General features: G+C 59.2%; 15 protein-coding genes and 2 pseudogenes. 2 read left to right on the forward strand and 15 right to left on the reverse strand.

Annotated features, from left to right (window positions below; translation table 11 throughout):
• Positions 1-631: 631 nt before the first annotated feature.
• The 15 genes and pseudogenes from FHX05_RS25675 to FHX05_RS25740 form a co-directional block, all read right to left on the reverse strand.
• Positions 632-1225, reverse strand: coding sequence for a hypothetical protein (locus tag FHX05_RS25675; protein WP_183875387.1), 594 nt, complete (start codon positions 1223-1225; stop codon positions 632-634).
• Positions 1226-1250: 25 nt separating this feature from the next.
• Entirely contained in the window at positions 1251-2000 is a 750-nt protein-coding gene (gene drmC, locus FHX05_RS25680; RefSeq protein WP_210294992.1) for a DISARM system phospholipase D-like protein DrmC, read from the reverse strand.
• Between the two features lie 11 nt (positions 2001-2011).
• Positions 2012-3853, reverse strand: a complete 1842-nt coding sequence (locus tag FHX05_RS25685; RefSeq protein ID WP_183875389.1) for a DUF1998 domain-containing protein — start codon at positions 3851-3853, stop codon at positions 2012-2014.
• Positions 3850-7830 carry a DISARM system helicase DrmA gene (drmA, locus tag FHX05_RS25690; RefSeq protein ID WP_183875391.1) on the reverse strand — a complete coding sequence of 1327 codons (3981 nt, stop codon included), beginning with the start codon at positions 7828-7830 and terminating at the stop codon, positions 3850-3852. Before drmA ends, FHX05_RS25685 begins: the two co-directional genes overlap by 4 nt.
• 21 nt (positions 7831-7851) lie before the next feature.
• Positions 7852-8847 carry an O-methyltransferase gene (locus tag FHX05_RS25695; RefSeq protein ID WP_348648345.1) on the reverse strand — a complete coding sequence of 332 codons (996 nt, stop codon included), beginning with the start codon at positions 8845-8847 and terminating at the stop codon, positions 7852-7854.
• Between the two features lie 3 nt (positions 8848-8850).
• Positions 8851-10266: an ATP-binding protein gene (locus FHX05_RS25700; protein ID WP_183875395.1), complete on the reverse strand. Its 1416-nt coding sequence runs from the start codon at positions 10264-10266 to the stop codon at positions 8851-8853.
• 60 nt (positions 10267-10326) lie between these two features.
• Positions 10327-14430 carry an ATP phosphoribosyltransferase regulatory subunit gene (locus FHX05_RS25705; RefSeq protein ID WP_183875397.1) on the reverse strand — a complete coding sequence of 1368 codons (4104 nt, stop codon included), beginning with the start codon at positions 14428-14430 and terminating at the stop codon, positions 10327-10329.
• Positions 14427-17549 carry a DISARM system SNF2-like helicase DrmD gene (gene drmD, locus FHX05_RS25710; RefSeq protein ID WP_183875399.1) on the reverse strand — a complete coding sequence of 1041 codons (3123 nt, stop codon included), beginning with the start codon at positions 17547-17549 and terminating at the stop codon, positions 14427-14429. Before drmD ends, FHX05_RS25705 begins: the two co-directional genes overlap by 4 nt.
• Positions 17546-17971, reverse strand: coding sequence for a very short patch repair endonuclease (locus tag FHX05_RS25715; protein WP_210294993.1), 426 nt, complete (start codon positions 17969-17971; stop codon positions 17546-17548). The genes drmD and FHX05_RS25715 overlap by 4 nt, the downstream gene beginning before the upstream one ends.
• Complete coding sequence (locus FHX05_RS25720; RefSeq protein ID WP_183875401.1) at positions 17943-19037, reverse strand: DNA cytosine methyltransferase; 1095 nt, start codon at positions 19035-19037, stop codon at positions 17943-17945. The genes FHX05_RS25715 and FHX05_RS25720 overlap by 29 nt, the downstream gene beginning before the upstream one ends.
• A gap of 83 nt (positions 19038-19120) precedes the next feature.
• Positions 19121-19300, reverse strand: a pseudogene (locus tag FHX05_RS25725) (helix-turn-helix domain-containing protein); the annotation flags it as partial.
• 230 nt (positions 19301-19530) lie between these two features.
• Positions 19531-19656, reverse strand: a pseudogene (locus FHX05_RS30875) (cell filamentation protein Fic); the annotation flags it as partial.
• Positions 19657-19840: 184 nt separating this feature from the next.
• Positions 19841-20161, reverse strand: a complete 321-nt coding sequence (locus tag FHX05_RS25730) for a hypothetical protein (RefSeq protein ID WP_183875404.1) — start codon at positions 20159-20161, stop codon at positions 19841-19843.
• A 9-nt stretch (positions 20162-20170) separates the two neighbouring features.
• Positions 20171-21241 (reverse strand): UvrD-helicase domain-containing protein, encoded by a 1071-nt coding sequence (locus tag FHX05_RS25735; protein ID WP_183875406.1) that lies wholly within the window; start codon positions 21239-21241, stop codon positions 20171-20173.
• Positions 21228-22823: an AAA family ATPase gene (locus FHX05_RS25740; protein ID WP_183875408.1), complete on the reverse strand. Its 1596-nt coding sequence runs from the start codon at positions 22821-22823 to the stop codon at positions 21228-21230. The genes FHX05_RS25735 and FHX05_RS25740 overlap by 14 nt, the downstream gene beginning before the upstream one ends.
• Before the next feature lie 138 nt (positions 22824-22961).
• Here FHX05_RS25740 and FHX05_RS25745 point away from each other — a divergent pair, with 138 nt between their 5' ends.
• Both FHX05_RS25745 and FHX05_RS25750 read left to right on the forward strand, forming a co-directional pair.
• A complete protein-coding gene (locus tag FHX05_RS25745; protein WP_210294994.1) occupies positions 22962-24425 on the forward strand; it encodes a hypothetical protein in 1464 nt (487 codons plus the stop codon).
• Positions 24425-25027 carry a poly-gamma-glutamate hydrolase family protein gene (locus tag FHX05_RS25750; RefSeq protein ID WP_183875410.1) on the forward strand — a complete coding sequence of 201 codons (603 nt, stop codon included), beginning with the start codon at positions 24425-24427 and terminating at the stop codon, positions 25025-25027. The genes FHX05_RS25745 and FHX05_RS25750 overlap by 1 nt, the downstream gene beginning before the upstream one ends.
• Positions 25028-25202 lie beyond the last annotated feature (175 nt).

Genomic DNA, 25202 nt, shown 5'->3' on the forward strand with positions numbered 1-25202 from the left:
ATGATGCCTGGAAATGGAAAGCTGGCCTGTAGCCGGGAATCCAGTCCTCGCCCAACCCCTTGAGTACGGCGCTTATATTTTGGTGCTTGAACTCGATGGACTTTCGAGAACGATCGATTTTCTCCTGCATTCGCCGATTATGCTCAGACTTGCTATAGGGGAGTCCTGCGATGTCATCAGCAAGCATCGTGAAATAATCCACGACGATCAGGTCATTTTCTTCGTCTGTCCAAGGTCCGGTCGACGTTCTGTAAATGCTAGACTGAAGAGGGACATCTGTCAGGCGCTTTCCAAGTATATCCACGTCTATCATGGCCACGCACGACATGCGTTCCACCCGATGGGTTGATGCAAGCGGAGAACGCACTCGAACGTGCAAATGGAATTACCCCCTCGTTGTCGCTTCCGTCTCAATGGCATTGAGTACAAGGCGAAGGTTTTCATACATCCATCCCGCCTTCTTGTCGGAAGTCATCAGGCCCTCGTAATATGTGCCGTACACGGCAAAGCTCAGGTCGATGAGATCATTTCTCGTTCGCTCAAGCCGCTTTTGAGGCTGATTTCCATTCCTGATCCACCAGAGAAGATAGATGACGAGGGCAAGGGCATAACGGTAGAGATAGGTATGAGTTTAATGCTCGCCGAACCCTGACAAAGCGGAACGATGCGGTCCTCCATCCGACAACGTCTCACATATCTGGTCGGCAGCTCCAAAAATCGAGGAAAACATTTCCGGAGTGAATCGAGAGTTCTGCCTAATGATACGAAGGTGCTGCGCTTTGAACATCTGCTCGGACATCTCCGGCAGAGAGGTCATTATGTCCTGAGCACCTTCGAGCATACCAGAAAGAGAATTCACGGCGCCATCCCACAGGCGATCCAATTGATCCAGAATCGCAGGCTCGTTTCGACTGGGGCCATTCAGTATATTGACCATTTCTCGAATGCTCCCTGCCGCATCCTCGTACTGCATCAGGGGCAGCATCACTGGCGTCAAGGGGTCGATTTCCGCGATATCCCGTTCGGACTTCAAAACGATGATCTGTTCAGGAAAATCACCGATCACGGCCAGGGCTGAAGCAACTGCTTCGATTGATCTTTGCTTGTAAATTTCAAACCAAGCGAAATCAGGCAAAACCGCGAAATTGGTAGACGAGGTATCGAGAAAGTGCCGGAGATATTCCGATTGCAGCATGTTGCTGTCGATGACCAGGCGCTGAATCACTGCAATGGCTCCGATACCGATTTGGCTAAGTGGATCTGATTACCCTTGTTTCGATCAGTGCAAACATATGATCACGCAAATTGGCTGGAGTTGATCCACCAGTCAGCAGAACACCCGCCTCCATGTTCTTTTCCAGTGCGTGTCCCGTCAAATTGGCACTCGTCAAGAATGCAATGGTGCCGTCCGCGACGGCCACCTTCGCGTGGACCCGACCATTGGTGAATGGATGCGGGCGATCCGTCCAGACATATAACCGGGCCGAGGGAACGGCATTTCTCATCGTCGCCACCGGATCGACGAGCAAACTGCCCCCTTGGGTCAAGGAGGCCTCGACGAGAATACGGGTATCGACGCCTCGATCGATGGCATCGTTGAGCGCGGCAATTATGGAAGGAACATCGTAGGCGACGAAACTCACGATAAAAATCTCTCGCTTCGCCTGTCGAATGATATCCAGAAGCACCTGTTCGGTACGACGGGTCGCGACAAATGGCGTCGTCGGCCCAGTCCACACGAGTTCGACGTTATGATCTCGCTGTGTCTGCTGCCTGGTATGAGCCGCTCCCAAAAGCATTCCTGCCACGATGTCACCGGTCAACGTGGTGTCCCGCCAAGCCGACATTACCGCGCCCAATGCAGATCGGGCGGCGGGCGTGCCAACGACCTCCTGAAGATTTTGCTGGCGATCAGAAGGGTGTGTGCCTCGCAGTCGGGACGCAATTGCTTCGATCTTCGATGGCGACACCAAGGCCACGAGTTTCGTGACCGCGTTCAAGAGCGGACCCATCATGAGTTCCGGAAGAATGCTGCGTCGGGATTTTCAAGCGTGGGAACCACCAGCACGCGGTCCAGATGCCGATTGCCTCTTTCGCACGATGTTTCCGAGACGAAGGAGCAGGCATGGCAGGAGGCGCCATGCAGCGACTGGTCTTTGCTCGGATCGTGCTCGGAGCACAGCGGATCGGAGGCGCAGACATGGGCGCGGTCCAAGGCCTGGCGAAGCAACCTCCCTAGGTTTTCTGGTTTGCCCAATTCGACCAAACCGCCGAGCGTTCCGTCGGAATCTGCGGCGGCGGTATAAATCAGAATTCCAGCTTGATCTTTTTCGCCGTCGACTTCTCCATATATCCGTTCACGGATGCTGGCGGCATTGTATCCGCATTCGAGAGCCAGTTCCCTGATCAGCATGTGGGCCAAAGTGTGTAGTAACACGTATCGCACGCCGGGATAGCCCTCTCTCGGATCGAGATTCCGCTTTTGGCGCCATCCACGATGCCCCGTTCGCAAACGAGCGTCGACATCTTTCACCGCATCCTGCTCAGCCCAAGCGTCCAGGGCGCCGGCGTCGAAGCGCACGAAGATTCCCTCGCCGTGAACTTGCGTCGCCGGCACCCAATCGGGAGCCGAGCGCCCCAACGGAGCGCGTGGTGCCGCATCGTCACCCGATCCTTCGTCCGGGGATTCGACGCGGGTGAAACCGAGCAAGGCATTGACCTCGCGCAACCGCCCCAACAGCAGGACGCGCGTGATCGCGGCTTCGAAGCCTTTCGGAATCCCGACCTTCTTGCTCATGAAATGCGGATAGTCTGTCGGAGGATCATCCGCCGTCAGAACCTGCCATTCCGGTTCCTTGAGGTCACTTTGATCGATATCCGCGCCACCGTTCCGATGGGCTTCTATGGCAACCCAGATCTGCTCGCTAGTGAACTGTTCGATGCCGGGGAGCTGGGCCGTCTTCTTTAGCGTCTTGACCACGAAACCGACTTCGTCGACCGAGGAAACATCCTCGAAGAAGGTCCAGCCATCGCCGACGAGCTGCGCCAAGGGGCTTCCCGTTTGAGGAATGGCGAGAACCGATAACGTGACAGGGAACCAGCCATTGGTCGCGCCGAGCAGGATCGCCCGAGGATCCTCGTGGCAATCATCATCGAAACGGTCGATATGGGGATGCCTTCCTCGGCAAGCGGGGAGATTGTCTCTGCCTGCCTGGCCGAAGGCTTGGGCCATGTTTTTCGCGGCACCACAGGCATCGCATTTGACCCAGAGATTTTCGGTTTGCAGCGATGCTCCGCTTTCGAAAAACCGTAATGTTCCACGGCACTCCGACGGACCGCCATGAACGAACCAATGCCACGGGAAATCATCGAGATGTCCTGCACGGCAGGCCATCAAAAAACGCGCCGGCACAGCATCGGCGTCTTTGGCCCGCTGATCGTTGTTCGAACCCCGACATCCCTCATGGACGAAGCGTGTCAGTTCCGGACGATACCGGTTCTCTTTCAATTTGAAGAGGCCGGCATCGTACGGCGACAGCAGACCGCATTTCACGCAGCGCAGCCATCGGGGAAACGGCTTGACCGGGACGCCAATGAGCGCCGCAGCGGAGAACGGATCGACTACGTCACGGTCGCCGAGTGGAGGCATTCTCAGCGATTCCACCTGCGGGCCGAGAACGCTTCGCACGTTCGCGAGTAGCCGGGCCTCCTGGATCGGCTGACACCTGTCTCTTTCCCAACGATCCGTGCCCATCGTGACGACGGAGAGGTTGGGCAGATCGATCAGGGCACCGGGGCCGTAAGTCCAAAGGAGCTGACTGGGCCGAATTTCACCGACGGGCGTCTTGCTCATGCGTCACCCCCATCGGCGGGAACGACGCGGGCGCGCCAGACCGGATCGGCGGTCGATCGCGAATCTTCCATCACCAGTCTCACGCCGGGTTCCACCTCGCGCATGGACATCGGAACGGTCCAATCCGTCCAAGGCTTGACGCCCGGTGTTTCCAGCAGGGGATAGGCTGTAGGACCAGCGCCATATTTTTGATAAACGAGGGTGCGGCCACCCACCCCCGCCTCCTTGGCCCATTCGTCGGCGCGGTGCTTGAGCTCCTGTTCGGTCAACGACTTTTTGGCTGAGTCTTCCGTGACCTCCCATGTGCGTTCGGACACGACACCGATCGTCGCCGTCATCTCTGGTCGGCTGGGGCTGTTCATTGCACCCGCGCCCGCATTCGGTGCAAAGGGATCATATGTGTTTCGCATGATGGACAGCATCGCCCCCGTGAGACCGCGATCCAATGCCCGCGGCGAGAATGGTGTCACAGATTGAGCCTCCACGTGCTGATAGAAGGTCGCGTGGTAGTGCTCGAACGTCTCGTAGTGAGAGAGGTCGCGCGGGCGTGCCCAGGTGAGCACTGTGGCGACTAGGCCAGGCGGCGAGCGGCCGACGCGGCTTGTCGCCTGGATATACTCCGCCGTTCCTTTCGGCTGGCCATTGACGACCATCACGCCGAGACGGTTCACGTCCACGCCGACCGACAGCATGTTGGTGGCCAGAACGACGTCGATCGGACGCGGATCGCCCGGAGCCCGGCTTTCGACCCATTCACCCGTTTTGGGATCGAGCGTCCCATTGAACGGTATTTCGAGCTGATCGAGATAGCGAGGGATGTCGTGGCTGGAGACGCGGGATGTGAGTTCCCGAACGTCATCGACGCGACGTTGGGACAGCCCCGGACGATCGACCAAGCTCATGTTCACACGGAAGGAGCGCGTCTGCACGTCGTCCTCGGCGAGACGCTTCATCCCGCCCAACTCGCGTAGTGAATTGAAATAGCCGACGAGCGTCATGTAGGGATCTGCGACCGGGCCGAAGCGATCGAAGAGGGCCTGTGCGGCGGTGAGAAAGGCCGTATAGGTTCGGATTAGAACGGCTGGCCTCGAACTGCCGGGCGCGCAGATGCCCATGTAGCGGCGACCGGGCTTCTCGCCGATGGGGCGCTGAACCGAAAAGAAATTGTCCTCCACGTCGAGGCCGGTGGGCGGAAAGACTGAGATCCGCCGCATGAATACGTTGCGCACTTGATCTTCGGCTCGCCGGACCGTGGCCGTCGATGCCACGACCTTCGGCCGGACCTTGATGTCACCGAGATGCCAGGAACTCAACTCATCGACTGCGCTCTCGTAGAGACCGACCATCGTGCCGAGTGGCCCGCTGATGAGATGGAACTCGTCTTGGATGATGAGGTCGGGAGGCCGGACGGGGGCGCGCACCGGCTTCACCCTCGCGGCTGGATGAGCGCCGCGCGCACGGTGCCCGGTGCCACAATCGTGCCCTGGCCAGAGCAAGCCGTGACGTTCACATTCTTCATCGACCCGGCCGAAGAGGGTTCGCACCTCCGGCCGCCAGGCCATCATGGCGAACTTGTCGACGGTGGCGATCATCATGGTCGGCGGACGATGATAGATTTCTTCGTCGACTACTTTCACAGGCAGGCCGCGCTGCGGGCGACCGCTGGAGCCGGCCCGCGAAAATTCGCAAGCGCCGAGTTTGTCGCTGCAATGGATGAGCGTTCGGCCGGCTATCCGATCGACCTCGATGTCGCGACCCGGCGAGATTTCGGAACCGCACCACGGGCAGCTCGTCAATTGCGCTGGCGACGCGATACCGGATTTGTTCCGGTCGCCGTTCCGCAGCGCCTCGATTGCTTGATGGGCGTCGTCGGTTCGGCCCGGTGTCACCCGATTACCGACCCACAGCCCCAACGAGAAGGGCTCCTTGCCCCAGAGCTTCTCGTCAGCGCGCCGGATCACTTCCATCGCGCACAAGAGGGCCGTGGCACGCTGAAACTGTTGCAGGGTCAGCAGGCGCAGCGTGTACCGCATGATGACGGCCAGACCGCGGGAGGCATCGAAGCCGCCGAGATCGTCCTTCAATCGGCGCATCGCCATGGCGAAGGCCGCCACACCCAAATAGGCTTCGGTCTTGCCACCGCCAGTCGGGAACCAAAGGAGATCGGCGAAGGCTTCCGCCGGTTTCGTCCGATCGGGATGCGCCGGGTCGGCAAGGGACGGCACCGACAACAGGAGGAAAGCCAACTGGAATGGGCGCCAGGACCGATTTTTCGGGATATCGAGTTGAGCGACGTCGGCCGTCTCGCCGCGTCTGCGTTTGAGGGCGTAGAGGCTTCGAACGCGCTGGAGCGCCATCGACTTGTTGGCGAAACGGAATGCCGATAGCGCAGCACTATCGGAGAAGAGCGTATCCATTCCTTCGCGAAGGCGGCGGAGGATCTCGTCACAGCGGACGATCACATCTCGTCCCGGAACGTCGAAGCCGGCGATCTCGGTTTTCAGCCGTGTTCTCTGTTCCCCGATCCAGACGGCGTAGTCGTCGATCAGGCACGACAGGGCATCGTGCAATTGCTGCGGTTCCATCTCCGCGAGACGCCCCATGTCGAGCCAACCCTCATCGACCATACGGCGCATGGCCGGCCGGTCGTCCGGATCGAGGCCCGGTGTTTCAGTGACGGCGACCTCATAGCGCGGGATGATTTCCGTGCGGAGGCGCGACGCCTTTGCAGAGTCGCCCGACGTCGTGTCGGCATGGACGGAGACGCCGTGGCCCACGGCGAACTCCAGTCGGTTGCGATAGATCAGGGCGAGGCGATCACGTTCCGGATCATCCACGACGATTTCGTTGGAAGGACGTCGTCTAAAGATCGACGAATCTGCAGCGCCTTCGGGCGCAGCCACCGAAATTTCCGGCTGGAACAGCCAGGCGCGATCCTTGTTGTCGTCAGGTTCCGTCTGGCCATTCACGAGGAATAGAGTGACAAGGCGCTCCCCCTGGGCGTTCGTGCGGATCGTCCCTTGAAGCCTCACCTCGGGCTGGTCACGATCCGGCGTCGCCGGTCGTATCGGCCCGTCTCTCAGCGGCAGGGGAACGATGCCACCGCACGGGATTCGCCGCCACACCTTGACCTTGGTTTCCTCTTCCCGGCCGGTCGCCCGGTTCTTGCGGGTCTTGACGAAATCGTGCTCATCGCCCGGGACACGCTCATAGCGTCCCCACCGAACATCTGCGGCCAGGGCTTCCACACCCGGCGCGACGCAGAAGGTGAGCCCCATGCTCGACGGCACGAGCGACTGATTATTCGTGGTGTCGATTTCGTCGAGTGTGTCGTCCTCCGGCTCCACCCGACCGGAGACGCTGGCGAACTCGGCGCCGGGTTCGTGGATTGGCGCGGCCCGCTCGTCCTCGATGTCGCGGATTTCGTCCGCACCGGCCGCGGGCTCGACGGTGACGATATCAGTGTCACTCGGTCGCCGTGGCGCGAGCTTGCCGACCAGATAGCGGTCCCGGACGCTCATGTCCTTGATGAGTTCGTGCGGCCCGCCGGCCGGGCCGAGCAGGTCGTCGCGGACAGCTATTTCGAGCAGGTCACGGACATAGGTGACGTTTTGGATGACCGGAACATCGCTGATCGAAATGCCGTCGAGAGCGAAAATGCCCGTCAAGTCTTCCGGACGAAGCCGCGCGATCGGACCGGCCGGCAGCGTCAACCCGAGGTCGGAGATTGTTCCCGACGCGCTGAACGCATGGACATGATCGAAATAGAACGTCGTCGTGTTCAGATCGCTCCGAATGCGGAGAATCCTGCCGGCTCGCCCCAGCTTCCCACCGGCGTCCACTGCGACGACCCAATGCCCTTCATTGATTGCCGGAAAGGCTGACCGCTCCCCGTTTAGCCGTGCTACGCACGGACTGAGCCAAGCCAGCTCCTTGATGAGCCAGCTTTGCAGGTGTGGATCAACGATCAAGGTCATGCGTCACCTTCGAATGGATCTCTACAGCTCGACGCGAGAGAAATGTGGATAGATGCGGTAGAATTTCTTGAAGACCGTTATCGGATCTTCGCCCATGTCGGACTTTGGCAGGTCGAATGCCATCTTTTCCCGAACGTCATCGTTCGACTCCATGGTCAACCGCTCGAGCGTGGAGAGAGCAGGCAGATCAAGGCGATGGGGATCGTCCGGCGTCGAAAGAAACTCCCATTCCTTTAGGAGCTTCTCGACGGAGGCGTCGGCGGCTGCGCATACGACAAGTGCTGCAGTCACCATGGCCTGGCCGTCCTTGTAGTGGGTCGCCAGTGACCATACGATCTTGCGATCGCGAAAATTGAGCGCTTCCTTTTCGACCGCCAGTTTGAGAACCCGCAGCACGCTAGCCCCATAGGTCTTGTGCGTCATGCCCTCGGGGGATAGCCCGCTTGGAAAGAGTTGGCCAACCCGCTCCTTGAAACGAGCTAGGCGCCACTCCTGTACCGTCGGCTTTGCCGCACGATCACCCGATGCGGCGTCGCCGATCTCGACGGAGATGTCGCTTGCGAGAGGTTTCCCGAGCGATTCAGGATTGGCGTTCAATGTCACCCGAAGCACGCTCCCTAAAGGAACCGTGCCGATAGTTCGAGCAAAACGTTCAATTTGTGTAGTGATACCCTTCGGCTCCGTGTAGTCGAACCAGACAATGGCGGGTGTCTCGAAATCGTGCCCGTCGAGGTAATCTTCGAGGGTCTTGTGTACGCATTCGATCGAAGCGACTGGCCGATTGAACAGTTGCCGTTTATGGACCTCAGGCAAGGTTTCGACGCAGGTCATCCGCCCAACGCCGAGCCTGGCATGAACCAATCGGAAGTCTTCCAGAAACGGTCCGCCGAGGCCGACGTAATGATGTTTCTCCAATGAAAGTATTGGAGCCAACCGCATCAATAGAGAGAGAAACAATTCTCGGTCGACTGCTTTGTTCGGCCTCAACCGGTAGGGAAGCGAAGATCCGGCGCTCATATCTCAAACACCTTGTTTCTGCGCTTTGGCCAGCGTCAGCTCGAAACATTTCTCGCCGACAATGCCCGGCTTCTCGTCGTCGACGTCGAACAGCATTTTCGAAACGAGCCGGACCTCTTCGACGGGCCGGGAAAATACGATCCGCCTAGATGACGGGGTCTTTCCGGGCGGTTCCGGCAAAACCTTTGCCTTCTGCGGGTTGAACTCGATCTGGCTGTCGCTCTTTTTGACATCGCTGCGCAAAGCGATGGCAGCGATCGTCTTACCCAAAGACAATGGCTTTGAGTCCTCCCAGTAATTCGACTGGTCGGCGCGCGGATGGTTCTTCCACTGATTGGTATACGAGATCCAAATCCGCATACCTTCCTTCATCTTCACTAAGGACTCGAGCCAGACGTTCGATGACGTGTCGAGCGCGCGCTTCGTCGTCGTGACCGGAAGCTTGTCAGCAAGCTTGGATCGGAACTCGATGATACCGGTAATGATCGCGAACTGCGGATGGTACATCGGAATGCCATCGCCCCAGCCCGTCAGGCGGCTCTTGTCGCCGACGATCACCGCGCGATCGTTACAAAGGACCGTCCAACCGGCGGTCGCCGACGAGCGGTCGCGCTCGAAGCCCGGGTCGTCCTCGTCATCGTTACCGAGGCTGCGCCCCGTATTGAGGCCGACGGTGATCGACACGAGCACATCGTCGATTGTCTTTTGGAAAACGAACGGCGCCGGTCCATCGGCGCGCTCGGACACCAGCACTTCGACGAAAACGGGCTCCACCGGCTTGCCATTGAGATCGACCTTCAACCCCCATTGTAGGAACATCGTGAAGTGTTCGGAGATGGCCGTGCGGACTTCGTTCTCGAATGCCTCGTTGGCGAAATGCCTTGCAACGCCCTCATACAGCTCGTCGACCCGGATGACGGTGCCGGGCTCTGCGAGCTTCTCGCTCGCTTCCGTCGGCTCGTTGATCGGTAGCGGGTCCCAGCCTTTGGCTTCGAGCCAAGCCGAGGTGATCGGCACCTCGAACGTGTCATCCCCATGGCGGGTTCGCACCAGCGCTTCACGCCCCATCTTGAAGATGGCGCGCTTCATGCCGACGCCGTACATGCCGATGGTCTCGGTTTCGGAGTCACGATCGTCATCAGGCTCGCGGCCCATCTTGAAGGCGTAGTTCTTGGCAACCTCGCGCGGGATGCCGCCGCAATTGTCTTCTATCGAGAAATGATCGCCAGCGAGTTCGATTTTCACGAAATGCTGCGCATAGTCGACATTGCCGCCATCAGCCATTCGGAGCGCGCCGTCGAGGCAGTTGTCGAGAAGGTCGAGGATCGCATCAGCAAGGTTGATGTCGCGCGTCAGCATCGACACGAAGAACCGCTTGGTGGGGCTGGCCTGCGCTTGGTCGGCGGTGGGTTTCGTCATCGGCAGGCCCTTTCTTTGAGACATACGAGCACGTTGAGGTCGACCGCCATTTCGCTGCTGTCAGTCATCGACGGCCTCCATCTCGGCATTGAAGAGATCGCCAACGTCCGGGCTGGCTCGTTTCTTGCCGGACTTTTGCTTCTTGGCTGCGTTATGAGGTCCCGCTTCGACCTCTTTCTGGTACTGGTTACGGTTCAACTCCGCGAAGCGAAATAGAGCTTCAGCGCGGGCTGCATCGGAGATGGTGAACCTCACGCGGTCATTCTCCGCGAGGTTCGGTTGTTCGTGATAGCCATGCCCGAGATCGATGTCGTCCCACCCGTAGGCACGCATGACTGCCGCGTCGATTTCGCGGTGCTGCTCGCGAAGTCGCTCTATTGAGCGACCGGTGTCGGCCGCGTCATGGAAGCGGTTATAAAGTTTTGTGAGACCGATGGGATTGGCCGGATCGGTCATCAACTCGTGCCGCGATCGTAGGTATTCGCGGCCAAGCCCGTCGAAGCGAGTGATTTCGGAGGGCTGCAAGAAGGGAAAGGTCTCGACGGCGTCGGACGGCGAGAAATTTAGATCGAGCTTCATCCGGGATGATTGTTTCCAAACCCAAGCATCAACCGGGGATGAATTGAAGATTGCCGCGTATGCATAAACATCCGTCACAGCGAAAACGACACACTTCTCGTGGAAGACGACGTCGTTTGATACTACAGATGGATTTAGATATTTGCCGACACGCCCTGCCACAAGGACGTGTTCGAACGGACGGGTGCGAGCATTCCAATCCGCAGGATGCTGTTTGAAATGGTGACCACGCCCGATGGCGTGGTAGAGTGCTTTCGCGTCCCTCCCATGCAGCCACCACTTTCTTTTTCGCCCTTCAGCACTAGGATTACCCCCGAGTTTATCCCTCTCAGGTTTGACAAGCGATAAGACGCGTTTAAAAGGTAAGTCGTATTCGGTTGCGCGCTTCTCCGACCAGTCCCAGAAATTGATCACCCACCTAGTGGGCCGTTGCTCTGGAACTGATTTGAGATCGTCTCCGTCAAGATACGGAAGGATCACGTCGGCATTTATAGGGTCGGCATTCAGCATCTGCTGCGCTTCTTCAGACGTAAGCACAAAGCCCATGCCAAGGACGATTGAACCTTGAAAAGTAATACCCTCGTTGGCTTTCAATCGCTTTGGACTCCATTCCTCATGATCGGATAGAAAGGCCGAAATGAAGGAAGTCGGTCGCCCGAGCAGCGAGCGCCCGCCGTGCCACTCGCCTTTGTGGATGTGGACGCGACTGGTGACAACCGCGGCCTTTCCTGGCCAAGGTTCGTTCGGATAGGCAGCGTGGATTGCTGCCCCTCCACTGACCATGGTCTCCAAACCGACCTGCCGTGTGTCGCCTTCAGCGACGGTGTTGACGGCGAGCAGCCCAAAGCCGCCCTCGTCGCGCAAAAGCGAGTAAACGCGCAGGAAGAAGTACGCGACAAGATCCGCTGATCCTCTGCGTCCTTCGGCGATCTGCTTCACCAGCCAATCCCGATAGATGGTACCCGCCACACCGGTGATCCGCTGTCCTCCTAAGAATGGGGGATTTCCAACGAGGGCATCGAACCCACTATTGTCCCTCAAGAAGACCTCTGGGAATTCTAACGGCCAATGGAGGGTACGGCGCACCGCGCCGTCTGGAGCGTCGGTCGCAAGATCGGTCGTTGCCTGCCGCAGCAGGAGAGCCCGCGCATTTGCGTCACCGCCAGCGGCCTCGTCGGCGATGGTCGCCAGCGCCGTTATACTCACCGACCGGTTGTCGGCGAGAACGACACCAACGAGGGCGTCGGCGACCAGTCCCGGCAGAGCGAGTTCGTTACGCGATTGAGCGTCGAGCGCAACCATCGCCTCGACATCGCGGATGTCGCGGATGGGGATCGAGCGTAGCTGGCTGCGAAGCGTGAGTGCCTTATCGACTGCCGACCGGATGGTTCGGCCGAAAAGACGAAGCTGCCTTTTCCCCTTGGGCTTCATGTCCAGCTCAATGAGCTGGCCGAGATCATGGATGCCGAGCAGGCTATCGCCACTCCGCAGGTTATGATCGAGAAACCCGAAAGGACGCCCCTTGGCGAGAGTGGTCAGCCACAGCGACAGCTTGGCGAGTTCAACCGCGAGCGGATTTTTGTCCACGCCGTAGAGGCAGCGCTCGGCAATCAGACGACGCGCGAGGATGGCGCGCTCTTCGGTGTCGCGTGATAGCGGCTCGAACCCAGCCGTGTCATCGGCGGCGAGGATGCGGCCTTCGTCGTCGATCCGGCCGCCTGTCGCTTCCATGTCGGACCAGGCTTCCACCAACCGGTCGGCGAGCCAGCGGCAAGTCTGCACGAGGAACGCGCCCGATCCCATCGCTGGATCACAGACCTTGAGGTCGAGGAGTTCGTCGGCGCTTTTGAGCTTCCAATCCTCGCGCGCCGCGCCTTCGGCCGGGCCGCGATAGACGACCGGGGTCAGCGTCTCCTCAACGATCTTTTCGGTCAGGCTCTTGGGTGTGTAATGCGTCCCGCTCTCGCGTCGATCAGCGCCAAGAACGACGACGAAGGCGCCGGCATGATGGACCAGAGGGTATCCCCACGGGTCCGTCCGCAGGAGGTCGGCATATGGCAGAATACCGTCACGCAGCTTGACGTCGCCGCGGCAGACGGTGAGCAGACGCGCCGCCACGCGCTCGTCCGGCTCCCGGCTGATGGCGTTGCGAATGGCGGGCTCGGAACGCTCGCTCCGTTCCATCAAGAGATCAACGATCCTGGCGGCACCGTCGAGGCGGGCGGATTCTATCTCCCCCAGCGTGAGACGCGGATTCTTGGCCTTGGCCGATCCTTCGAGTTCGAGCGTCACGTCATCGACGCGCTGGACGGTGCGTTCGAGCAGGCCCTCATAGACGTGACCGATCTGCTCCACGTCGAGCGCGCGATAGGACAGCGTGCGGCCCTCAAAGGTCTGGATCGCGTCCAGCAGGAGCAGGACCGTCCGGTCGTCGATCGGCAGAGGCTCGGCGGGATCGCTCCGCCAGCTCGTACCTTTCTTGCGGCCTTCGAGGAAGGGGTAACGATCCGGGTCGAAGAGCGAGCCGCCCATCGCCGGCAGCCGCAGCAGCGGATGGTCGATGCCGCCATAGACGCCTCGGAACAGCGCTAGCAGCCGCGACCATGCCGAGCGGCGGCGTTCGAGTATCTCCTCGGTGTCGGCGCGCAACTGCATACGCAGGCTGGAGAGCGCATAGAAAGCGTCATATCGGGGATCACCGAGCAGGAGCAGGCCGCGCTCTTCCGCCGCCAGTATGAAGACGAGCCGCATCATGACCGTCAGGCCGGCCTCGTAGAGTTCCTTCGGATCGACGTCATGCAGCAGATCCCGGTCGCGATCCTGGTCGGCGCGGTCGAGAGATTGGACGAGCACCTCCACCGCGCGACGGACCTGCTCGCCGAGCGCGTCGGTCACGTCGTCCTGATGCTTCAGCGACCGCTCGAACATCGCCGGGAGCCTTTCGGCTTCCGGGCCGAAGAAACGACGAACGCCGAGCAGGCTGACGAAGGCGCGGAGCGTTTCGGGCTCCTGGCCCCAGAGACGGGCATACCAACTGGCGAAACTCGCGACAGCGCCGGCCGGAGCGTGAATCAGCATCCAGCGTTCGCCATTGGTCACGACCCCCACCGGGCACCCGACGGCGCGAAGCAGCGCCACCATGCGGTCACCCGGTGTCGTGGCCACCCCGTCGTAATTCCGGGTGGCGTCGAGATCGGTGTCGGGATCGTAAAGCTGGACAAGCAACAGCGGGGTGTCGCCCTGGGTCGGGTTGACGATCGCCAGGTCGGGCGCGATCGTGACACCATGCTCGGGCAGCGACACCTTCAGCCGTTCCGGCAAAGTTGCCGTCCGGCGCAAAATCTGATCGTCCACCTCCAGAGCGGTCTGGAGAACCTCGTCGATCCACGCCGAATGGATTGCCGCTAGGTCGGCGTCGTCCGCATCGACGGCATCACGCCATTCGTCATAGGTGGCGCGCAGCCGCTGCAGACGGCCGGAGATAAGGGCTTCCAGCCCTTGGGGCAGAACCTCGCGCAGAACCGGCACGGCAAGAAACGGTCCAGATACCTCGATGAGGTTAAGCCAGTCGTGGTTGGTGCTCATCGAGGCTGCCCCTTCGTCAAGGACTCGGGTACGAGCAGGATGACCGCGACGGGAAAAGTGTGATCTCGGACATTAGAATATCTATTCTCGATGGCACGCACCTCTTGCTCCCGTTCCAGCGGAATACGGGCGAGACGTGCTTCGAGAGCGGCGTGATCGCGTCGGAGCTGGGTGCGCTCGTCCTCGGAAAAGAGTGAGAGTTGCTGCGGCTCGCGGTCGGCGACGAGTTCGGCCCGCAAGGCCGTGTCGAGATCGTCGAGCACCTGCCGAATGTCGTCGCTCTCTCGTTCCTTACGGGCGTCGATCGAATTGGACAGGAAGCGCAGGCGGTCCTTGGAGCGCGCATCGACCGATCCCAACACGGAGTCACGCTGCTTATCGAAGCGGGTGCGCAGCGCCGCGAAAGTCGTATCGGGCAAGACGGCAGGGGTGGAATCCAGAAGCCATCGGCGCACCTCGGTCACGCGATCTTCGCGGCGGAAGCCAGCGTCACGCAGATAACCGCCGGCCTCGGTGAGTTCCTCGTGCAGTCGATGATGACTGCCACCCGTGATTACCAATCGAGAAACCACGATGACGGCGGGGCCTTCGAGCTGGCCATCGGGCAAGGAACGAGCGGAGACGCGGTGGATCTTCTTCACGTCGTCCCGCGCCCAGATTTCGGCGCGCAACAGACGCAGGCTCATCTGGACGAGGGGATGATTGAGATGCACCAGAACGACGTCATCGCGCCCCTTTGCCACGTCATGGTCGAACGTGATGGGGCGGACCTTCTTCGTGTAGGGATGCTCCAGCCCCTCCAGGCATCGAGTCCATGAACCAGACAGCGCCGGCATGGTGAAAACGGTCCCGTCTGGAGCGCCGGGCAAAGACGTGGTCCCGAGGTCCGGTTTGTCCGAAAGGCGCAGAGCCACTCTCACCGCCCGTTCGATGTGATCGGGCGTGAGATTTTGCTCGCGCTTGGTCTCGGCAAGGCGTTCGTGCAGCTTTGCGACCCGATCCCGGAGATCGCGCTCGGCCCTGACGAAGCGCCGCGATTTTTCCATGCGGGCTTCGGCCAGCCGGGTATCCAGGTCGCGCCGACGCCCCTCGATCAGGTCGGGGAGCTGCGGGGCGATGACCGGGTTGACGCTCCCCATGTCGGCCCGCATGGCGTCGAGCTTCCGAAGCGCTCGTAGGATGTCCTGTCCGTGATCGCCTTCGTCATCGACCGGATGCCAGATGACCACCTCGCTGGAGCGTTGGCCGTGGCGGTCGATGCGCCCGTTCCGCTGCTCCATCACGTTGGGATTGTATGGAATTTCCAGATGGATCATCAGGTGGCAATGGTTCTGAAGGTCAATGCCTTCGGATGCCGCGTCGGTCGCCAACAGGATTCTGACTGGCGATTCGGAAGGGTTGGCCTGGAACGCCGCCTTCACGGCCTCGCGTTCGTCGTGATCCATGCCGCCATAGATCAACGCGAGCCGGTCGCCGCCGAAGCCGTGCGACACGAGCGTCTCCTGCATCCACTGCTGCGTCGTCCGGTATTCGGTGAACAGGATGACCCGCTCATTCGTCCATTCGCCACCCTCCTGGAGGTGCTCGGTCAGCCATTTCAATATCGCGCGAGCCTTGGAATCCGCCCTGCGTGACGCCTGCTGCGCCCAGGAGCGCAGGCGTTCCAGCATCCGCCGCTCTTGCTCACTGGGTGGCCGGATGTGTTTGGCGGCTTCGCTGAGCGCGTCGTCTTCCGCCGCCTCGCGCAATGCGTCGTCGGCATAGTCTTCTTCGGCCTTCGATATGGCACGGCGAAGGATGCGATCGTCCAGCTTGCGCCGGGTTTGGTCGGCCGACGAGCGGCCCTCGATCGTCGCTATGTGCTTTTCCAGTGTCGCTGCGAACGCGGCGGGCGACGACGCGAGGCGCTTGCGCAGCAATTGATGGACGAAGCGATCGACGGCTCGGGCGCCGCCCTCGCCATTCTCTCGTGACGATATGTAATCGCCGAGAAGATGCCGGATCCGCCTCTCGTCATCTTCATACTTGATGGGGAGCCCTTCGAGACGCCGCACCGGATAAAGCCGCTTGCCGTTCGCATCCACCAGGTCGCTCTTCAGCCGCCGCACCATGACCCGAGCGCGCTGGGGCTCACTCGGCAGGACGTTTCGGGCGAAGCGTTGGTCGTCGAGCAGTTCGAGCAGAGCGGTGAACGACTCGGTGTAGCCGTCATGGGGTGTGGCGGTGAGGAACAGCTTGTGCTGGAAATGCGGCGCGAGCAGCCGCACCAGTCGGGTTCGGAGGCTCTCGACCGCATAGTGTCCGACCGTGGGCGCGATGTTGTGTGCCTCATCGATGACCAGGAGATCAAATTTTCGAGGATGGGTGACGGTGGGCGGCAGCGCGTCCCGGAACAGGCGCAGCCCTTCGCCTTGCTTCACCCAATCCATCGAGGTGATGAGGAGGGGAAACGAGGTCCAGGGATTCGCGTGCAAGCCGCGTTCGCGACGCAGGCGCTTGACGAACTCGGTATCGACGATGCGGAAGTCGAGACCGAATTTCTCCTGCATCTCCGTGCGCCACTTCTCCTGGAGGGAGGCTGGGCACAATACCAACGCTGTGCGGGCGCGGTGGCGTAGGAGCATTTCCTGTATCACCAGCCCGGCTTCGATCGTCTTTCCTAGGCCGACGTCATCCGCGATGAGCAGGCTGGTGCGGGCCATATCGATGGCTCGCACCAATGGATCGAGCTGGAAGTCCTCGATGCTGACGCCGCTGCGGAACGGGGCTTGGAGATAGGCCCTGTCGGCGTTGGTGGCGGCGCCCCATCGGACGGCATCGAGGAATGCCTGAAGGGAGGCCGGATCGTCCAAGCCGGTGATGCGTGGGAGGCCAGCTCGCTCGATGACATGAGCGCCAGGTTCCAACTCCCAAAGGACTTCGATTTCCTCGCCGAGGGCGTCTTCATCGATCGATGTCAATCGGATGAGATGGCGCGTAGGAAGGCCGGAGTTCGTCGATCCGCCATCGACCTCCGACACGATCCATTGCCGTCGGCGCGCTTCGACCAACTGACCAGGCTCTGGAATCGTGTGGTGGGCGATCTGAGCCGCCGCGCTGCTCGCTTCTCCGACGATCATTGCAGCTCGCTCCCACCTCGAACGACGCTTTCGATACGTTCGGCCGCTTCGCCGGGGCGCTCATGCGCCCATACGCGGATGACACGCCAACCCGAAGCGCTGAGGCGTCGATCGGTATCCGCGTCTCGGGCGCGATTGGTTTCGATTTTATCACACCAAAACTGCGCGTTGCTCTTCGGCCAGGAGGCGTGTTCCGGGCAACCATGCCAGAAGCACCCGTCGACGAAGACGGCGAGTTTGGCGCGGGGAAAGACGATGTCGGCGACGCGTCGTGGCTTGGTCAGCAGCGGCACTTGCAGACGATAGCGCAGCCCTCTCGCATGGAGTTCTTTGCGCAAAGAGAGCTCGACGTCAGTGCCCTTCTGCCGCACTCGAGCCATGCGGAGGCTCGCCTCATGCGACGAGGGGCTTACGCGCGACATCCGCGGTGCCTCCCTTCTTCGCCTGGTCCGTGTGCACTCCCACGCCGAGATGCGTCACGATGCTTTGGCCGATCGCCTCGCCGAGAGCGACGGGGACCGCATTGCCGATCATCCGGCCCAACGCCTTGAAATGAGTTGGGCCATCATCCGCCACGAACGCGTATTTCTTCGGAAAGCCTTGCAGGATAGCTCCCTCCCGCAGGGAAATCGCCCGGTCTTGCTCGGGATGGCCGAAACGGCCGTTCCCAAAACCAAAGAATTGCGTGGTGATCGTCGGAGACGGATCTTCCCAAGTCATACGCCCGTAGACACCGGGATAGGTACGGCCCGTTTCTCGGCGATGGCATTCGGCAACCAGATTCTCGGGCCAATCACGCCAAGTTCCGCCGGGGCGGGAAGCACGAATGCGCTCTAGGTTCAAATCCGAAAGCCGGGACGCGATATGAAAGCTGTCGTCGTCGTGAACGCTTCCCGCCCCGATGGCGGGCAGCTTCCCGATGGCGTCTTTGACCGTGCGCGGCTTCTTGTGGGTCGGCGAGATCAACTCAATGGGGCCGATCAAGCTCGCCAGGATGACCATACGCCGTCTGGTTTGAGGCAACCCATACTGGGTGCAATCCACGACGCTCTTCCAGACCTTATATCCCTGCCGCTCAAGCGTGGCGACGAAGTCGTCAAAGACGGCGTGCTTTTCAACCAAGGGCACGTTCTCCATGGTCACGATGTCCGGGCGCACGGATTTGACGAGGCGCGCGAACTGATACAACAGCGGCCAGCGTGGGCTGGTGAGGGTATCGTAGCGCTGGGAATAGGTCGAGAACGGTTGGCATGGAGCACAGCCCGCCAGAATCCGTATCTTTGCATCGCCATACAGCCTGTTCAGATCTGACGGCTTGACGCTCTTGATGTCCTTCGTGAGAAAACGCGCACCATTGTTGGTTTCAAATGGATAACGACACGTTGTATCGACATCAATGCCCGCGACGACTGGCACACCTGCTTGGATTAGGCCGTGCGTCAAGCCGCCGGCACCACAGAAAAGATCGATACAGGCGACTTCGCTCATTTCTTCTCCCTCGTGGCATGCCCTTTTCTGTTCTTCAGATCGCTCACGGTATTCCCACTGTTCTCTTCAAAATTCGCGCTACTGCTCGCCTCGGAAGCTTTGCCAGCCCGCACCCATGAATCAACCTCGTCCGACTTGAACTTCCAGAGCCTTCCGACCTTATGAGCCGGCATATCTCTTTTGGTTATCCATCCGTAGACCGTGTCTTTGCTGACCCCTAGGTAATTGGCAATCTCTTCGACCGATAACCATCGATCAGACATGGAATCGCCCCTTCTAGCTCCCGTTCAGGGCACTATCTCACCCGAAACGCCCCGGGTAAAGCAGATCTAGGCGGGTTTGAGCCGATCTATTAAGATTTGATGTCCTTCAGGGCGCTGGAGAGCGATGAAGGAACCAGCGCGAGCCGTGCGCGCAATTGGATAGCTTCTTGGAAGATTGCTGTTACGGGTTCAAACCCGTTGCTACAAGCGATGACCAATGAGGCGGACCTTCAGGCGCATGCAACCTCGAGCAGCAGTGCAGTATCATAGTCGTCAGCTGCGCGAAGGGCTGCGACGCAGCGAGTGCGTAGTTCACCAACGTCGGCGAGCGTTCCGCCGCCCGAACTGAAACGCTTGTCGGTTGCCAGTTAAACGTGAGAATACCGACGTTATTTTCCCGCTTAGCAGTTTAATTGAGATTCGGTGGGTCGGAAATCTCATTAAATTCAACACCTGCCGTCGATTTGATCGACGAACCAATCTCACATTAAGTGCAAAAAATCCAGGCGGCAATCTCAAATTAGATGCCAAGTCTCAGATTTAGTGCCGGGCTATCTTGTTGAAAGTGTTGGGACGGAATCTCACGATTAAATGCAAAACGACATCAATGAATTGGCGATAGTTGAAAATGATTGGGTAAACCAAGGACGTGCGATCGACTTCGTCGGCGACGGCTCTCTCCACCATAAGATCAGCCGCCTTCTTGTAGCCCGTCATCATCATCACGCGCCGTCCGTGACCATGGGGGTCGATATAGGCATTGTCTTCCCAGTTCTCTGACTGTGTAAAAGGACGATCGCCAACTTTTGGCCAGCGGAACTCGCCATTCAAAAGTGAATCAAAGGTTTTCTCCTTTGCCATTCCTGGGCCCTACTCGTAAATCTGGGCACCCGGGATCGCCACGGCCCCATCGTGAACAAAGGCGAGACTGAAACGCGCTCGCGTGGCGCCGACATACATCTTGGCCGCAGACTTCTCGACGTGGCTGATTAGGCCTGTGCTGAGCCACTTTTTGCCGAGACCGTGCGGAAAGATCATCACACGATCGAAGGTCAATCCTTTTGATTCGCCGAAATTCATAGCCGGAAGGTCGCGGCAGGCTGTCTTCTTGTCGAAGCGGAGGACCTGGGGCGCGAAGGTAGCTAAGTAGGCATCGACTTGCGCGCTGGCGACGATGAACACGCCGTCGTGTCCCGTAACGGCATCGTTCAGAGACTTCGTGGTGGGCTCATTGGGAAAGAAGCGATCGCCAAGATCGGCGATGTGCTGGTGGCATCGGTGCGTATGTTGCTCGTAGGTAAGCGCGGCCAGTCCGGCCTTTTCCCACGCTCTGAATTTATCGATTATCTTGATGCCGCCGAAGGCCGAATTCTTTTTCCCTTGATTGGTCTTTAGCGTGGCCTGCCGGTGGTCGCCGACAAGTGTCAGCTTTATTCCTGCCTTGAGGATGAGTTCCAGGACGTCGATATCGTAGCCGGCCATGTCCTGGATTTCGTCCACGAAGATATGGTCGAAGCGCTGGGCAAGCCGGCGCATCACGGCGCCGCCGGTTTTGCGGTCACATTCGCAGATAAATTTCGAGATTTTGTCGGAATAGATAAGACGGCCGCCGGCGAAGTAATGTGCGGATGTGTTTGTCTCAGGGATATAGGGAACCGATCGACCTTCTTCCCACCGGAGGCCTTCGATGCGCCGGTCGTGCAGCACTCTCCTATAGGGCCGGGCAAGGTCGCGAAGGAGAAAGCTGAACCAGGTCATCACCTCGATGTTGTGTGGGATGGCGGGCCCCAAACCGTAGAGCTTCCGTTCAATCTCCTTCTCGTTGTTGCGCGTATAGGTGACAAGGAGCGCGCGCTCTGTCCCGCTGACTGCCTCGCCAACGATGCGCGTGGTCTTGCCGCCGCCCGCGGCGCAGATAATGATCCGGTTAGCTGACGGCACTGGCGATGTACCCCGGCACGTTCCAGGCTTCCGCTGTCGTGAAGAACTTCAGCGCGGTGTCTGCTTTGTTATCTTTCATGTAGTCCAGCAGGGCAGCGTCGGAGGCGAATGTTTTGCCGAGTACCTTCTCGATTGCCGCCCTTCCATTTGCCTTGAGGAGCTGAGGTTCGAGCGTCGGGAATTGTTCGTCGCCATCGTAAAGAATGTTGATCTTTGGCTTGCCCATGTAGTCGACGTACTTTGCCGTCAGGGCTGCAACCTTGCCATCATTGTCCGTCACGACCGCAACGGTGCGATCAAGAAGCACGGCGATTTCGAGGAAGCGCTTGAAGGCAAGAGAGTTGACCGAGATTACGTCGACGCCCGCCTCGAGGGGCATTTTGCCATGCTGCTTCACGTAAGCGGCTTGAACGATCAACTCATCGGATGGCCCTTCTACCAAAATAGCCCGCTTCGCCAAGATGAGGCGCAGCGTATCGTGGCCCGGCAGACGCATGAAGTAGTCCTGCGTCCCAGTGGTCAAGGCGTTGAGCCGTATCGATTTACCATGGTGAAACAACACAACCGATTCCACCCCGAGCTTATTGAGGACGAAGCTGCTGTGCGTCGTGATGATGAGCTGGCGGCTACCGCGCCGTTTGGCAATGTGGCTTATAAGTTCATTGAGGTTCGAAAAGGATAGATGATTCTCGGCCTCCTCGATCAAGATCAAGTGGGAGTCGGCCGACGATTCCATCGCGAGCTTTATCTTGATCGCATTTTGCTCGCCTTTGCCCACGAGAGGCAGAGGCACATCATCGAGGTGTGGCATGACGCCGGCTTCCCAGGTCGCCCGCGAAGATGTGTCGAGCGAAACGGAAAGCGCCTTGTCTGAAATCTCTCCTTTCTTTTTAGCGAGGGCCTCGTTGACGCCCTTGACTTTGGCGTTGTCGAGAAATGCGTCCTTCATCATGCGATAGGAGAGCGCAAGGTCGACTTTCTGTTCTTTGTTGAGACTGTCGCGCATAATATCCACGACATAGCGGCTTGCCGCCGCATTGTTTCGAATGATGCTGGCGTCAATAAAGGCGGGCTTGATGGGAACCGAGCGCGAGGTCACCAGGTCGTTGTCTGCGAACCCACGCCATTTCACGACGTAATATTCAATCGGGAGGGTTCGAATAAGCGTCGGATCGGCGACGTATGACTTGAACTCCTCGGCATATTCCTGATTGAATTCAATCGAGAGTGCGACGCCGGGCGCGTCGATCCCGAGGGTGTTGTTGGTGCCCTTGAGTTTCGAGAGAACCGCATTGTCGTGGAAATAGAGTTCGATAAGGATCGCCGGTGGGGCGGCGGGTGCCTTCGCAACCAGTGCTGCGACGTATTCCGTCACCGTCGCCGCGTTGAAAAGGTGCGGATGAAGCTCGGTCTGTATTGGTCTACCATTAAGCTGACCTGTGAGGGCCAGATGAATGGCCTCCAGCAGCGTTGATTTCCCGCTCTCGTTGTCTCCGACAATAATGTTGAGGTCAGGATTTAAGGTGACATCCGCGGTTTTTAGACACCTGTAGTTAGTAATGAGCACTCGCGAAATGTGCAACGCTTCCTCCCCGTGAATAGCCCCAAAACCACACCGTCGAGGTTGCAGAAAGATTAGTCGAAGATCGCGTTTCGGTCTACTTTGTGTGGATTGGATCAAGGCTCGCAGAGCATTAAAGTTGTTGAGATCGGGGAAGGCATGCGCGAGCTGCCGCAGTGGGAGTTTGATATCTATGCGCTGTCGCTGCCACGAGGCCATGGCTTCGGTGACCGGGAGCCTACGGCCGCATGGATCACTGACGACGGGCGTACATGCGGAATTGTCACGATCGATGGGGAAGATAGGCCATTCAGTTTCCTTGTGATGCGCCGTCGCGTTGACTCAGTCTGGGTCACCACAGCCGAGGTGGACGGGTTTCGATCGTTACGGGAGGCAAGGCTCGCGATCGAGCCGATGATGATTGAAGGGCAAGCACTCGAGCCGATGAAGCCGGGCGTCATCATGCGGCCCCGACTTTTTGATCTGCAAGGTCGTGAACCAAGCGATGTCTTCAACGTACTGGCTCGTCCGTCGCATCATCCGGCTGCCTGGGCGTTAAACCAACTATATCTTGCTCTTCCCAGACCGGATCGAAATTGGGTCAGTGATTGCCAAACGGTCAACTTCCACACGCGTATATGGGAGGCTCAGCTCTTGGCGTCGTTCCGCGAGCAGGGATTGCTGGTCACCCAGCCACATGAATCTCCCGATTTCCATATCGAGAACCGGCTCGGAGGTGAGGCCTGGGTGGAGGCCGTAACTGCCAATCCGGCGGTAGCGTACAATCACGTCAATGCGCCTCACGGTGCGATGCCGACCGGGAAGGAGGAGATCTTTTTCGGCCCTGCGGCTCTGCGGTTTGCCAAGACCCTGGGGAACAAGCTGGATCGAGCTTACGACAAGCTGCCGCATGTCACTGGCAAGCCGTTCATGATCGCTCTCGCGGATTTTCAGGCGGCGTCATCCATGATTTGGAGCCGGGAGGGGTTGATCGGCTATCTGTACGGCGAAGGCGCGCAGGTCGCCGTCATCGATGGGCGACCGCGGGCTGTTGCGATGCCGGCAACGCACCTGCTTGGTCCTTCGGCGTTTCCCGCGGGCTTGTTCGCCGATGACCGCCACGCCGAACTATCGGCAGTGATCTTCTCCAACGCGTGCTCCATATCCAAGCTATATCGCGTGCCGATTTCTGGTGGTGGAGCACCCAAGGGCTTGCGCTACACGCGGATCGGACATTTCTTTGATCGCACACCGGGCGCTCTCGCCGGAATTCCGTTTTGCATGGACATCACTAGCGAAGAGTACCGTGCGCTATGGCCTCTCGGATACGAGCCATGGACTGCGGAGATGGAGGTATTCCACAATCCCTTCGCCCGGCACCCAGTGCCCTTCGAGCTGCTGCCGGAAGCGACACACTGGTTTGAGCAGGATGGCGAAAGGCTTTGCAGCACGATTTACGAAACATCGATCCTGTGGTCGCGAACCATCATCCAAGACGAGGATCAAAGGCCACCCGCTCTCGAAGACTTCCTAAGCGGTGCCGTCGATGAGCATCAACCGTCTGCACCACAAGGTATGTCTGTCAGTAGCGAAGATACGGTTCACTCGAGAAAAGGAAAGTAATGGCCTATCGGTTCTCAAATTACAAAGCTCTAGCAGCAGTCTACCGTCTCGGTGTTGATTACCTAATCCGCCACCAGACTAACGGTTGTGAGGACGTACTGATCATGACCCCGCACGGAGGTAAGATCGAAAATCCGACCTCGGCCATCGCCGAGGAGATTGCTGGCCTAGATTATTGCTTCTATGCTTTCGAAGGCAATCTGAGCGAAGACAATCTTTTTGAGCTTCATATACCTTCGGAACAGTTCGATGAGCCGCTGGCGTTGGACTTAACCGCGAGAGCAATGCTCGTCATCGCGGTCCATGGCCGGGGGGATCACGGTGATGGTGAGACGATCTGGATGGGTGGACGGGATACGACGTCTCGCCAAGCAATCGGCGGCGCGCTTGTGGAAGCGGGTTTCAAAACTGATGACGAGCCGCCGAGGTTCAAGGGTCTCGATCCACTCAATATTTGCAATCGGGGAAAGAGCGGCCAAGGCGTCCAGCTCGAAATTCCGGCGACGTTGCGGAAGAAATTCATTGCAGGACCGGATGACCGACGGAGGTTCGTTACCGCGATACGCGGAGCTATCGCCGGTCTTATCTCACTAAGCGATTAAAGAGATAACCGGAAATCAGTTATACATCCACCGATTGAACTTTCTTTCTGTTTTTGCTACCGTCGTTAGCCGTAAACGTGCGCCATTGGACGGTGGGGGAAATCGATGAAAAAGATTGCTATCGCGTCGCTTTCGGCCATGACGGCTTTTCTGCACGACGCTACAGCGCAGGGGT

The sequence above is a fragment of the Rhizobium sp. BK491 genome, from assembly GCF_014194925.1.
Taxonomy (GTDB): domain Bacteria; phylum Pseudomonadota; class Alphaproteobacteria; order Rhizobiales; family Rhizobiaceae; genus Rhizobium.

Coding starts and splice junctions, on each gene's coding strand:
- FHX05_RS25685 (WP_183875389.1), bottom strand. CDS start 3,853: ATGAGCAAGACGCCCGTCGGTGAAATTCGGCCCAGTCAGCTCCTTTGG.
- drmA (WP_183875391.1), bottom strand. CDS start 7,830: ATGACCTTGATCGTTGATCCACACCTGCAAAGCTGGCTCATCAAGGAG.
- FHX05_RS25695 (WP_348648345.1), bottom strand. CDS start 8,847: ATGAGCGCCGGATCTTCGCTTCCCTACCGGTTGAGGCCGAACAAAGCA.
- FHX05_RS25700 (WP_183875395.1), bottom strand. CDS start 10,266: ATGACGAAACCCACCGCCGACCAAGCGCAGGCCAGCCCCACCAAGCGG.
- FHX05_RS25705 (WP_183875397.1), bottom strand. CDS start 14,430: ATGAGCACCAACCACGACTGGCTTAACCTCATCGAGGTATCTGGACCG.
- drmD (WP_183875399.1), bottom strand. CDS start 17,549: ATGATCGTCGGAGAAGCGAGCAGCGCGGCGGCTCAGATCGCCCACCAC.
- FHX05_RS25715 (WP_210294993.1), bottom strand. CDS start 17,971: ATGTCGCGCGTAAGCCCCTCGTCGCATGAGGCGAGCCTCCGCATGGCT.
- FHX05_RS25720 (WP_183875401.1), bottom strand. CDS start 19,037: ATGAGCGAAGTCGCCTGTATCGATCTTTTCTGTGGTGCCGGCGGCTTG.
- FHX05_RS25730 (WP_183875404.1), bottom strand. CDS start 20,161: ATGGCAAAGGAGAAAACCTTTGATTCACTTTTGAATGGCGAGTTCCGC.
- FHX05_RS25745 (WP_210294994.1), top strand. CDS start 22,962: ATGCGCGAGCTGCCGCAGTGGGAGTTTGATATCTATGCGCTGTCGCTG.
- FHX05_RS25750 (WP_183875410.1), top strand. CDS start 24,425: ATGGCCTATCGGTTCTCAAATTACAAAGCTCTAGCAGCAGTCTACCGT.